This window comes from Paenibacillus sp. Marseille-Q9583 (genome assembly GCF_976954365.1).
The window spans coordinates 12,307-25,235 of record NZ_CDRJTB010000046.1 but is presented as its reverse complement, the minus strand read 5'-3'; the positions used below and the strand labels follow the sequence as shown (position 1 = coordinate 25,235).

The 12,929-nt window shown below is 41.8% G+C and carries 12 protein-coding genes; 3 read left to right on the top strand and 9 right to left on the bottom strand.

Annotation, left to right across the window (positions count from 1 at the left end; genetic code table 11):
- Positions 1 to 185: 185 nt before the first annotated feature.
- Together ACWNM1_RS19765 and ACWNM1_RS19760 are read left to right on the top strand one after the other, a co-directional pair.
- The gene (locus ACWNM1_RS19765; RefSeq protein ID WP_449602319.1) at positions 186 to 512 is read left to right on the top strand and encodes an alpha/beta fold hydrolase; all 327 of its coding nucleotides are present in this window, start codon (positions 186 to 188) and stop codon (positions 510 to 512) included.
- A gap of 597 nt (positions 513 to 1,109) precedes the next feature.
- Complete coding sequence (locus ACWNM1_RS19760; RefSeq protein ID WP_449602318.1) at positions 1,110 to 1,784, top strand: CerR family C-terminal domain-containing protein; 675 nt, start codon at positions 1,110 to 1,112, stop codon at positions 1,782 to 1,784.
- A gap of 56 nt (positions 1,785 to 1,840) precedes the next feature.
- Here the strand turns inward: ACWNM1_RS19760 and ACWNM1_RS19755 are convergent, their stop codons facing one another.
- Together ACWNM1_RS19755 and ACWNM1_RS19750 are read right to left on the bottom strand one after the other, a co-directional pair.
- The gene (locus ACWNM1_RS19755; protein ID WP_449602317.1) at positions 1,841 to 3,100 is read right to left on the bottom strand and encodes a M24 family metallopeptidase; all 1,260 of its coding nucleotides are present in this window, start codon (positions 3,098 to 3,100) and stop codon (positions 1,841 to 1,843) included.
- 221 nt (positions 3,101 to 3,321) lie between these two features.
- Complete coding sequence (locus ACWNM1_RS19750) at positions 3,322 to 3,696, bottom strand: MurR/RpiR family transcriptional regulator (RefSeq protein ID WP_449602316.1); 375 nt, start codon at positions 3,694 to 3,696, stop codon at positions 3,322 to 3,324.
- Positions 3,697 to 3,976: 280 nt separating this feature from the next.
- Here ACWNM1_RS19750 and ACWNM1_RS19745 point away from each other — a divergent pair, with 280 nt between their 5' ends.
- Positions 3,977 to 5,185: a GNAT family N-acetyltransferase gene (locus ACWNM1_RS19745; RefSeq protein ID WP_449602315.1), complete on the top strand. Its 1,209-nt coding sequence runs from the start codon at positions 3,977 to 3,979 to the stop codon at positions 5,183 to 5,185.
- A 97-nt stretch (positions 5,186 to 5,282) separates the two neighbouring features.
- On the opposite strand, the gene ACWNM1_RS19740 is transcribed toward ACWNM1_RS19745, so the two are convergent.
- The 7 genes from ACWNM1_RS19740 to ACWNM1_RS19710 form a co-directional block, all read right to left on the bottom strand.
- Positions 5,283 to 6,200: an N-acetylglucosamine kinase gene (locus tag ACWNM1_RS19740; RefSeq protein ID WP_449602314.1), complete on the bottom strand. Its 918-nt coding sequence runs from the start codon at positions 6,198 to 6,200 to the stop codon at positions 5,283 to 5,285.
- A 128-nt stretch (positions 6,201 to 6,328) separates the two neighbouring features.
- Positions 6,329 to 7,891: a glycoside hydrolase family 3 protein gene (locus ACWNM1_RS19735; RefSeq protein ID WP_449602313.1), complete on the bottom strand. Its 1,563-nt coding sequence runs from the start codon at positions 7,889 to 7,891 to the stop codon at positions 6,329 to 6,331.
- Between the two features lie 17 nt (positions 7,892 to 7,908).
- Positions 7,909 to 9,051, bottom strand: a complete 1,143-nt coding sequence (locus ACWNM1_RS19730; protein WP_076141025.1) for an exo-beta-N-acetylmuramidase NamZ family protein — start codon at positions 9,049 to 9,051, stop codon at positions 7,909 to 7,911.
- 98 nt (positions 9,052 to 9,149) lie between these two features.
- Entirely contained in the window at positions 9,150 to 9,857 is a 708-nt protein-coding gene (locus ACWNM1_RS19725; protein WP_076106428.1) for a PIG-L deacetylase family protein, read from the bottom strand.
- Positions 9,858 to 9,859: 2 nt separating this feature from the next.
- Positions 9,860 to 10,831, bottom strand: coding sequence for a GNAT family N-acetyltransferase (locus ACWNM1_RS19720; protein ID WP_449602312.1), 972 nt, complete (start codon positions 10,829 to 10,831; stop codon positions 9,860 to 9,862).
- A complete protein-coding gene (locus tag ACWNM1_RS19715; protein WP_449602311.1) occupies positions 10,832 to 12,052 on the bottom strand; it encodes an anhydro-N-acetylmuramic acid kinase in 1,221 nt (406 codons plus the stop codon).
- Positions 12,052 to 12,912 carry a carbohydrate ABC transporter permease gene (locus ACWNM1_RS19710; RefSeq protein ID WP_449602310.1) on the bottom strand — a complete coding sequence of 287 codons (861 nt, stop codon included), beginning with the start codon at positions 12,910 to 12,912 and terminating at the stop codon, positions 12,052 to 12,054. The genes ACWNM1_RS19715 and ACWNM1_RS19710 overlap by 1 nt, the downstream gene beginning before the upstream one ends.
- Between the last annotated feature and the right edge of the window lie 17 nt (positions 12,913 to 12,929).

Below are 12,929 nucleotides of genomic sequence, written 5' to 3'. Positions count from 1 at the left end.
TATGTAGGTAAAGGATAGGATTTCGGACACTTACTTTAAATATTCTGCAATTTGGATGACTTGTGTGGGTAATAAATAAACATTATCCAACTCTTGTCGAGTGATTCCTATGAACGCTAAAGTGACACTCGGTGCTGAATGTGATTAATCTTACGATTTAATGATGAGAGGAAACTGAACAGCATATGCCTTATATTGATCGAAATGGTATGAACATTTATTATGAATATCTTCACTCTAACTCTCTTAACCAACAAATAGACGCTATCCTGATTATCCACGGAGCGGGTATGAATTTACGTTCCTGGGATTTGATTGTTCCTTATTTGCAGCAACACTATCATATTCTTCGCTATGATTTGCGCGGACATGAATTGAGCGATAAAGGGCCAGTCAGAGTAGCTTGGAGACTGCTATTCACTCTTTTTCTTCTAGAGCGGCTCAATATTCCTTCTTTTTTCACTGTTGGTTATGGAGAGGAAGCATATGTGCCATGCTGCTCGGAATTTTAAAACAGGAAATAGTCTTAGAATGCAGCCTGCACTCTATTCCATTATTTTTTTTCAAAATGCACAGCAGCTAAATTCACAGAGCATCGAAGATCGTTAGTTCAAAATAACTCAATAGAGCTACTAGCCGATTATGTCATTCCAAACATCACTCTTTATACATCAGACAGTCCTGAGATTTCACAATTATATGAAGGCTTCTATAAGGTTTCACTTGAAACCTATTTTGAGCTTTGGGAAGCTCTTGTAGACATTCATGATGAAATTTTTGTCCAGCTTAAAGGAAATACCAAACCTGTAGTCATCGTTTCAGGTGATCTTGACCCCATTTATCCGACCTATTTATCCGGTTTACAGACTACTTATATTCCGAATTCGCAATGTATGACATTAATTCATCAAATATGACGTTTTATGACCAGCCTGAAGAAACCTACAAGCAAATCCATCACTTTTTTAACTCCTATTTTACACGAAACCAGCATGGGCCTTTTTGTTTTACGTGTCGCACTTCATATTACAATCCGTCACTTCATAAAGGAAGTTAGTTTGATTAATTCATTTGAATTAATTATACTCAACTGTATGGAGGAATGGACATTGAATACAAACCTAAGCAACGATATGAATAAAGGAAATGAAGACTCCACCCAAACTCGTTTATTAGAAGCAGGGCTGCGGATCTTTGGATTAAATGGCTATGAAGGCGTACGTACGCGGACCCTTGCAGATGAAGCTGGTGTGAACCAATCGGCGATTCCGTATTATTTCGGTGGAAAAAAAGGATTGTACTTAGCGGTTGCCCGTCGCTTGACAGCAGCCGTTCAAGATGATTTTTTGAAGCAGGCTTTAATTGAGACAGAAGAGATTGAGAAACGGTCAAAAGAAGAAGCCGCAGAAGCTCTTAAAAAAGTCATGATGCAATTTTCCAAGACGATGATTGGTAATCATGAAGCCAATGCAAGAAGTGTATTTATCGCAAGAGAGCAGATGCAGCCTACAGAGGCTTATGACATTTTGTATGAACAATTCTTCCAGCCACTACATCAGATGATTGCCGTCTTGGTGAGTAAATTAATGGATCTAGACGCAAAAGATCCAAAAACAATATTAATCGCACATGCAATTGTTGGACAATCGGTTGCGTTCTCTGTGGCGAAGGAAACCTATTTGAGACGCCAAGGGATTCAAGACTTGGATGAAGTACACATTGCTTTGATCGCCAAGGAGCTTGGCGAAATGTCGATTCGTACATGCAGCGGCTATTCTCATTAAAAAGAGGGTACGTAACGAAGACATATACATTCTTCTATACGTACCCTTTTGCTATTTTACCAAGTTGCCCTCATCAGCTGAGTAGAATTTTTATTTAGTTCAATCCCCCCAGCTTCACCCACGATCACCGTTCCGCCAAGATTAATGACCTTCTTACCAATCGCACAATTCGGCTCAAATGCAAACACCATTCCTGTCTTGAGTTCGGTCTCTAACCCTATGGATGGGATCGGCAGCACTTTCCCGTACTCTCTCGCCTCAGGCAACCGTGCAATCTCATCGCCAACCCCAATAAGACCAAATGGACTAATGGAATGAATAAGCGGATGAACGTGCCAACCTCCTGCTTCACGCATCGGCTCATTCATCGCTTTAACCACGTCTCCGAAAGTAGCCCCATGCCGCAGCTCTTTTACTCCGTTCTCATACGATTGTCTCGCTGCCGCTGCCGCCCGCTCAAAATCCGGATGCACAGCTCCTACAGCGATTGAAGGCTGATGCTGCGTCTCTAGCATTCCGAATGATGAAAATACCTCGGCCAAAATAATATCTCCTTCTTGGATCACCCGCGGCTCCTCTGGTCGATATGTCCATGCGGGCAATCCCCATCCTACGAACTCTGGTCCTGATCCCATTAATATCGTTGTCGTATACCCGACATGGGTCGCACAAGCATTCATCGCTGCCGCATAGATCTCATTTTCTCTCACGCCTGGCTTCGTTGCCTCAAGCATCGCCTGGCACATTTTTTCCCCAACGTTCGCTGACCATTTTAATACCGCGATCTCCTCCTGACTTTTCACAGAAGACAGTGCGAAAAATTTGTGTCCCACAGGCTTAAAGGTCCCATTCGGTAATCCTTTTAGGATCGTTTGCCAAGTATTATAGGGCATGGCTCCATCAAAGTAATAGGGAGGATAAGGCTCTAAGCCAATCACACCAAATGCTTTATTTGTAAGTCCTCTCTCTTCCATAATCTTGACAATGTGTGCACCCATTTTTCCGACATACATATTTTCCGGGCGTATCCAGCCTTGCGTATTCGTATATCCAGCTTGAATATGATCTTCCACAGCAGTGGCTAAAAAGACAACAGAGATCGGCTCTTCATTCTTAGGGAAAATGACAATAGAACCTGGACGCTCATTCGTAAAGTAAGTGTCCGGGTTAAATACAGCAGGGAACGCACCTTCTCGATCTCCATACACAATCAATACATCCACATGCTCTTCTTCCATTAGCTGATTTGCAATGTTCCATCTACGATCTCTTTCCGCAAGTGAGTAGGTAGGGATTCTAGTATCTTGAATGTTCATACCTCTTTCTCCTCCTAACGTTTATTTCTTTCCAGAGTTCATTGCTGATCGTTGCCTTTTGTCATCATCCAACCGTATACATGCGAATGGCCCCCCTCCAATAGATGTCATGAATGAACCTGTTACATTGCAAGTATAATTCATTCATTTGATTAATTCAATTGAATTAAATTAATTGATTTATGTGCAAAAATAGCTCCAATAACTTGGAGAATTAATCTTTAAATCATTAGCTCGATAGATTGCGTGTCCAGTTGACTCGCCGTATTCTGAAAGGTCAGTATTGTATTTGACAACATTTTATCAATGATAGAATGCACCGTTTCATTCGATTCAACATCAAAGTAGCCAACATACTGCGTATTTTCTACTTCCGCTGATAAACGGATTTTCAGCGCTGGAAAGCCCTCTATTCCAAGCGACCGACAAAAACGAACAACCGCCGCACTACTTGCCTCCGCTTTTGTCGCTAACTCATGTATGGTCATATGCAGCACTTCTTTAGCATTTGCAAGAATGTACTCCACTACTTTTTTCTCTGATTCTGGCAATTCATTTAAGTCTAGCTCAATTTGCGAAATCATACTTCCCCGCAATTAAACCCGCTCCAACAAATGCAGGAATCATTGGTATGAAAATATTTCCGATTTTTCGCAAAAAGTTCTTGAACGGTTTATCATTCTTCTTTTTAAGCTGCGCCTTCATTTGTGCGCTTTGTGCTTGTAATTGCTCAGCACTTCTACGATTCCACACGTTCCATTATTGACGAATTTTTCTTTCAATATTAAACTATAAATAAGAAATTAAATTCCAAAAAACCGTTTTTTTCATTTATTAAATTTATCCCAACATTACGTCGCAGGAGGAAAATGAAAGATGACGACGACACCAAACATCATCGTAATGAACCATCCAACTAGAGAGCAGCTTGAAAAGATTTACGATATTTTAGATGAATGCTTTTCCGTAGGCCGAGCTTTTTTCCAAGAAAGATTAGACCTAGACACCACATATGATCCAGATACAACATGGTTTGCGATGGTTGACGATAAGATTGCATCTAATGTACAAATTTTTCCGTTTCATATTAGAGTCGGTCAAGCGATCTTGAAAACGGGTGCAATGGGGAGTGTCGGTACAGATCAAAATTACCGCGGGCTGGGGCTTGCACACAAAATTCTTCATGCGCAGACCAACTATATGAAAGAAACCGATTATGATATAAGCTTGCTTTTGGCTAGCAAGCATGCGTTTTATGAAAAGGCTGGCTGGAGACTTATTCCGGAGACTGCTTTCGCGATTGAAAAACCAGCAAGTTTGGAGCAGCAGCAAAACAGTGATGAAATCATTCCTTTTGAAGCCTGTTATCTCGATGATATCCGTTTCATCTATGAACAATTCAATAAGAATCGTACCTACACCGTGATCCGAAGTAGAACGTATTGGAATGATTTATTGACCTGGCCGGAATGGAAGAAAGTTGACTGCTTGCTCCTTCGCAGAAATGGAAAAATCGTCGCTTATGGCATCATTGAAAAGAAAGAAACTGAACAAGTATTTATTAATGAATTATTGTATTTGAACGAAGCCGAAAACGGCGTTGAAGCTTTGTTTCATGCCTTATGTCAGCTGCGCCAAAATGCAAAGCAAATATTAGCGATGCTCCCAGAGGACCATAAGCTATATTCCTATTACCAACAGCATCAAGCAAATTCAATTCAAATCAATATGGCGATGTGGAAAATGATCAATCTCAGTTCAACTTTCCATAAGCTTCAGCCTGAATTAGAAGATCGCCTAAACCGTAGCAACATAATTGCAGACCAGGAGCTGCATATTGCACTTCGCAGCAATGAGGACTGTATCTACTTGGATTATAAGCAAAAGCGGCTTTCTGTTTCCGATGCTAGTAATCATACTAATCCCTATACTTCAATAGAAGTAGATGAACGCGAGCTAATGACTTATATCATATTCGGCTATAATGAAGCAGGCGCAGCAAAGGACAGTACTGAGCACGCTAACATCCTTCAAGCTCTATTTCCGAAACAACAAGCCGTGTTTTATTTGACCGATAAATTTTAAGCCTTTTTTTGATTCCTACCATTTTAAAATAAGGGTGTGTCGCAAGTCCAACTGCTCGGACTTATGACACACCCTTATTTTTCCATAGCGACAAAAACTAGTCGTTGTTCATTTTTGATCTTCCTAACAGGACAGCACCGTAGGCTGCATCCTTAATCGGCAAAATCAGCTTTGTTTGCGTGTAGCTCTGTGCGAGCTTTCGCTCCAAGGCTTCTTTCACAAAGCGAGACTTTTGCAGCACACTTCCTGCAATCGCAATCGGACTTTCATATAGCTTAAGCCGTTCAATAACAGGCACAACAAGCTTATATAGATTGGCTGCACATTTCTCCGCTAATGCTATTGCATGTGCATCGCCCTTCTCGCATGCGGTCGTCATAATCGGTGCGAGCTGCGCAATATCTTTTTTCGTCGTATTTTTATCATAAACAAAGCCAATAATCTCTTTCACAGTGCTTAATCCAAGCTGCTCATATACCATCGCTGGGATGACCGTATCGGTTATTCTTCCGTCCTCCACTTGAACTAATACGGATAATAGATCACGCCCAATGCTATAACCGCTTCCCTCGTCATCAATCAGATGACCAAAGCCTCCTGTGCGATGCTGCTCTCCTTTTTCATTGACCCCGAAGCAAATCGATCCTGTACCGGCAATGAGAATGATGCCTTGCATTGCATTTTGTGCCCCGTATAATGCGGTTTCTTGATCGCCTGTAATCGTTAATGGCCCGATATAACCGTTATTTCTCACATGCTGCTCCAAAAAATTGATGACCAGCGGATTACTTATTCCTGCCGCACCTATACATATATGAGCAACTTCTTGTAAATTACCGCAGTAGAGCTTTGTTTGACTAAAAATTTCCTCAAAGGAGGCGGCAATAGCATCAGCATCACCACCGTTATAATTAATAGGCCCTACAGTAAAGGTGCATAAAGAGTCTTCCTGGTCATGCGTAATGGTGACAGCTGTTTTCGTGCCACCCCCATCAATTCCAACGATAAATACCATACCTATGTCCCCTTGTTGTACTTTTTTCAAAGATATGAATTTATATGTTTCACGCGATATATTATCCTTATATTTCTCGCAGAAACGCTTGCCGTCCTTGAAAGGACGCCGAAGACGTTTATGCTTGTCTACATCTGTATCGTAATATTGGCGGTGGGTACAACCTCACCATTTAGGATTGGAAGGAGTGATTTGAATGCATCAAGTGTATACTCAAATGCCGCAATTCCGCAGAACTCGCCTTCGATTAACGGTAAATCATACGGGCGACCTAATGTAATGGCCGTTACTTTGCAGCCTGCTGCCAGCAGCTTCTGAACAAGCGCAAGCTGACCTTTGTTTTCACGCGCATTGAACAAGCCGATTACAATATGTTTGTAGCCTTGTACCTTTGCCAGCTCAGCGTTGATTTGCTCCTCGCTCGGGTCAATGTCGATAATCTCATAAGCTGTATTAAAATATTCCCCCATATATTGCGGAAAGCTAAGAGCTTGATTCAAGCTGCTGGACGCAAGATCGGTGCGGTATGAATAGGAACCCATAAATAACACTTGCTCGTGACCGGTATGAATGGGCTGGAGCTCACCTTTAATGAGGCAGATCGTTTCCGTACGCATTAGCTCATTTGCTCGGCGATGTACATCGCAGCCAACTAGTTCATAATCTAGCTCCTCAATCGTCGCATATTGTGCTTTATAAGCTAAAATTTTTGTAACAGCTGCATCAATTAGCGCTTCATCCAAATCACCGGTGGCTACAGCTTCTTCGATCAAATGAACTGCTTCCTTCACTGTCTCAGGAGTATGACTAATGAATACCAAATCAATACCTGCTTTAACAGCTCCTAACGCTCCTTTTGCCGTACCATAGTATCGTTTGATCGCGTCCATTTCTAAACAATCCGATACAACTAACCCTTTATATCCTAATTTTCCTTTTAATATCTCTGTAATAATGGTATGAGACATTGTTCCCGGCACGCCGGATTTTTCGATTTTCGGAAATAAAATATGTGCACTCATAATCGCTTGAGCGCCTTGCTCAATTGCGGCCTTAAACGGCAGCAGCTCAAGCTGCTCTAATTCCTCAAGTGTTTTTTCAATGGTAGGCAAGCCAATATGTGAATCGACATTTGTATCACCATGACCTGGAAAATGCTTAAGTGAGGACATGACGCCTCCATCGAGCAATCCCTTCATCATTTGAATTCCATACTGGGATACTGTTACAACAGAATCACCATATGAACGAACATTTATGACTGGATTCAATGCATTATTGTTAACGTCCATAACTGGAGCTAGATTAAAATTAATACCTAATGCTTTCAATTCTCTGGCAGTCATTCTGCCTGCTGCATACGCATTTTCAGGTCGTCCTGAAGAAGCAATTGCCATGGCTCCAGCAACATTGATCGCGTCTTTAGGCATACGAGTGACTCGACCGCCTTCTTGGTCGATCGTAATAAAACCCGGGATACCAGTATGTGTCGTGTACCATTGCTGCAGCTCAGTAACAAGCTCGCCTAATTGATATTTATTGTCGATATTATGTGAGAATAAAATAATATTGCCGACTTTATAATGCTCAATAACTTCCTTCAGCTCAGGAGTGATCTCGGTTGAAGGGAAGCCTGTTACGAACATTTGTCCAATCTTTTCGCGCAAGCTCATATGTTCTATTGTTCTCATCAATTATTCACCTTCCTCTAGCGATATAAATGATACTGCTGTGTTATTTCTGCAAATTGCTTGCTTTCCGCTGCAAACTGTTCAAGCAGCTGCTTGGCTTGCATATTTTCCGTACGATACATGTTGTCTCCCCCCAGCAAATCGATAAATGGACGAGAGCCCTCCTTCACAGGAGGCAGGAATGAAAATTGCTCGTACAAATCTCTTATCGTAAATAATAAGGTTACCCCAACTTCTAAAGGCCTCAGCACTTGGAGATCTGTAATGTAAATTTGTACCCCGCCGCATAGCTCGCCACAATGTTTAGATGACGTTGGCTTGAAATGAACTGGACGAAAAAGCACACCCGGGATACCTTTTGCATTCATCTCATCTGCCAATTGCTGCGCTTGAATGAACGGAGCACCAATCATTTCAAACGGGAACGTTGTGCCTCGTCCTTCCGAGCAGTTCGTGCCTTCAAATAAACATGTTCCTGTATATAATAACGCTGTTTCATATCGTGGCATTCCAAGTGAAGGATGAACCCAAGTTAATCCTGTATCCGGGAAGGACATGCTCCGTTCCCAGCCTTCCAAACGAACGACATGCAGCGATGCATTCCAATTCATTTGATCATTTGCCATCGTTGCTACCTCACCTGCTGTTAAGCCGTATCGCACGGCTAGCTCGTAATTTCCAACAAATGATTTGAAGCCGGGCTTCAAGACATTCCCTTCTACCGTTACCCCGTTAAGCGGATTAACACGATCAAGAACAACAAATTCTACACCTGCATTTGCACAATCTTCAAGTGCATACAGCATCGTATAAATAAATGTGTAATAGCGTACACCAACATCTTGAATATCGTATACAATGATGTCTACTTCATTCAGCATTTCTTTTGTTAAACGCTTGGAGTCTTTACGGTACAAGCTATAGACTGGAACATTCGTAAAAGGATCCATGTAAGTGTCTACTACTGCCCCTGCATCCAAATCTCCGCGAACGCCATGCTCAGGTGAAAACATCGCAGCAAGATTAAAATTTTCATGTAATATAGTAATCGTTGATGCAAAATCCTTCGTAAGACCTGTCGGCGCTGTAATCAATCCTACGCGCTTACCTTCGAACAAATAACGATAATTCGTTATAGAATCAATCCCATTTAACACCATATGAAGCTGCCTCCTAGCTGCTTTTTCGCATAAATGGATAGAACAAGGGAATGTTTCCTGCTATACATAGAAACACTCCCTCTTAGCTAGTTGAATAGTTACCAAAGACTAGACTGCCTAACCTTCACCGTTTCAGCAGGCACCATAAATGCTTCTGCATATGTCTTTCTTGCTTCACAGCCGCGAACAACTGCTAGTGCTTTATAGTAATCCATGTATTTGAAAGATTTGCTATTCGTCACAAACCAATGCTTGCTTAAAGCATCTATCCATAGATCAAATGCCGCTTGATCGAAATCCACATATACGTAAGGGACATAATCAACCGCATCCTCCCAGTTTTCGGAGTAATATAATCTTGCTGCAAAGTGCGCGGGGAGCGCTCGTTCAAAGGATGATAGACTTGCGAAGAAACGGGCATCATTTACGATATGATGCGTTAGCGCATGGTCCTTATGCATACTGTTTTTCCAGTGTGTAATAATAATGTTAGGCTTCACGCGACGAATTACATCACAAACCTCCATACGAATTTCTTGATTGTCAGGCAACTCTCCGTCACAATAATCATCGAATACAATGGCTTCACCGCCTAGCATATCCGCAAAAACCTGTGCCTCTTTCACTTTTTGCTGACGATATTCCTTCATATCCTGTCCTGCCGGGACCCCTCGTTCACCCGCAGTTAACGCTAGTGTCACAATGCGATCTCCCTTTAAACTATGACTAGCGAGCACACCACCAGAAGCTAGCTCCACATCACCAACATGCGCTCCAATTGCTAATACTGTGAATTTTTCGCTCATCTTTAAAGTTCCCTCCGCAATATAGAAAATTGTTTTTCAATAGTAAAGCCCGCTTTTTGATAGATTCGAAGAGCCGGATTATTATTTCCAGTGAATAGAGAGATATATTGACAGCCCACATTTTGAAAAGCTTCAACCATTCTGAAAAATAATACACTACCAAGGCCATGACCCTCATGCTCTGGGTGCACTCCGATACCGCAAAAAAATGCTCTTCCATCAGTGTGCGAAATAATTGGACCTGCAAAGCCCACAACCTCGTTGCCGTACACAGCTACTACAAGTGGTGCGCCAACCTTCACATAAGTAACAATATCCTTCTTCCACTGCGGATTTTGCAGGGCAGCAAGCGTTGCTTCAAGCCCTGTATGTAAATCAGGGACATAGGACGTAATGTAATAGTCCTTGCTATTTGCATTGGTTTCCTTATCTAAAATATCTTCGGGAACTATAAAGCTTCCGAGTTTTAAATACATGCCGCATTGCGTCGCTCGATCTTCGTAGCCTCTAGCCATTAAAGCTTCATATAATGGCTGGTCCTTACTTATGCCCGGGGCATTATTATGCTCATGCTGAGGTGCACTTGGTATACTCCACTTCAGCTTAACAGGGTTGAAAAACAATACATCCGCTTGTCTTTTCCCAAGTTCTTGGAATCTTTTTTCTAAACGCAATAGAAAAGCATCGTAAAGCTCCAGAGAAGCCACATGGGTATCTATAATAACACTCGTAATATAACCGGCCACATCTCCAAGAGGGAGATCGTCACCGCAGCAGCCAGCTGCAAAACCAACAATCCCTTTTTCGTCACAGCCTACCCATATACAGTCAGCGTCAAAATAAGGATGGTCGATGAATGTATCTTGAAACTCTCGCTCTGTAAATGGCTTATAATCATATTTTGTAGCCTCACGATTCCAAAGCTCTACAACTGCAGAGTGATCTTCATTTGAAAAGGTTCTAATTTGCATCATTTAAGCCTCCTGTGAACGTCCAATATAGGGCCAGGAAATTTTGCCCATTACTACTGGCTGTGAAGCTCCAGTTACTAGCGGGATATTGTTTGGTAAGCGCTCCATCGTGTAATACGCTAGCAGAGCAAAAGCAATTGCTTCCTTAGCATCACTATTACCACCGATATCCTCCTGCGTCAGCACCTGCACGTTATGCGTTGCAAATAAGTGCTGTAAATCACGCAAAAGTGTCTTGTTATAGCTTCCACCGCCGCCAATTAACAATTGCTCAGCCTGATGCTGCGGTGCAATATACCGTTCATAGCTATCGACGATGCTCCAGGCAGTTAAGTACGTAGCTGTTGCAACAACATCTTCTGCTTTCCAGTGATTAACCTTCATCATTTCAATAATTTGTGCCACGTATTGTTGGCCAAACCGTTCTCTGCCTGTCGATTTTGGTAACGGTATCGTATAATATTTATCCTGCTGCATCCATTTCAATAGCTCATCAATCACTTGACCGCCCGCACCAATTTCGCCATCAACATCCATGGTCATTGGTGCAAATAATTGCGATACAAGGCCATCGATAATCATATTTCCAGGACCCGTATCAAAAGCAAATACCTCATCCGGTGAGGCATTTACAGGCAAAACAGTCACATTGCCTATTCCGCCAATATTTTGCATCAGAAGTGTTTTCTCTGGATTGTTAAACAATAAGTATTCGGTAAATGGTACTAACGGAGCTCCTTGTCCACCCATTGCCATGTCAGCAACTCGAAAGTCTGATACGCAAGGAATTCCTGTGCGATTGGCGATAACTGCACCATCCCCAATCTGAACAGTACAATGCAGATTATAGCCGCCCATAACATTCTCTTCCGGAGCATGATAGATTGTTTGACCATGCGATCCTACCGCGAATATTTGCGAAGGCGAAAGGCCGCATTTCCCTATAACGGATAATGTGGCTTGGGCGTATAATTCGCCAAGCCACATATTCATTGCGCCAACCTTATCAATCGTAGCGCTAGCGGGATCAAAAAGCTCAAATATGGAGTTTCTAACTTGCACCTCAAAAGGTGTGTTTTCAAAAGCCAGTAATTCAATCTCTACTCCATGCTCTTTTTCGGCTGATGGGAAAAGCTTAATTACTGCTGCATCAATACCATCTACTGATGTACCTGACATCAAGCCAACTAAGTATGTTGCATCAACTTTTGATTGTTTGTCCATTAACCTTTCACCGCTCCAACTGTTACCCCTTCAAGGAAGTATTTTTGTAAACTGAAGAACAAAATAAACATTGGAACTGCTGAAATGGTTGCCCCCGCCATCATCGGTGCAAAGTAAGTTGTATTCGCAAAGCGAAAGTTTTTCAAGCCGACCTGAATGGTTTGCATATCCATCGTATTCGTTACTAGGAACGGCCAGAAAAAGTCATTCCATGCCGCCATGAACGTTAGGATTGCTAGTACTGCCATAATTGTTTTAGATAGAGGCATAATGATATACCAGAAGATTTTAGGCTGGGAACAACCTTCGATTTTAGCAGATTCAATAATTTCACCTGGAATGGAGGACATGAACTGCTTAACCAAGAAGATATTGTATACCGTTACTATGCTCGGCATAATCAACGCTGTGTACGTATTTTGTAATTCAAAAATATTTACGATCAAAATATATAGTGGAACCTGAGTAACTTGAACAGGAATCATCATAGATCCCAGCAAAATAGCGAACAAAATGTTTTTCCCTTTAAATTTCATTTTTGCAAAAGCATATCCAGCAAGTGTAGCAAAAAATACGTTAGATACCGTGATACACGCTGCCACTATAAAGGAGTTCAATAACCAGTCCCATGTATGTGGGCTGAAGTTAAAGAAGAATTTATAAGATTCAAATGAAATCTTCGTTGGTAGGATAGAATAGCTCATTGCACCAGCTTCTACCGGATCACCGAACGAGGAGATGACCATAAAGTATATCGGGAATATGGTAGCTGCGGCAAATAGGATAAGGAACGTAATGTTTGCACCATTACGTATAAACAGATACCCTTTGCTTCTTAAGCTATTGTTGTACAAACCCATAGTATTCTGCTCCTTTT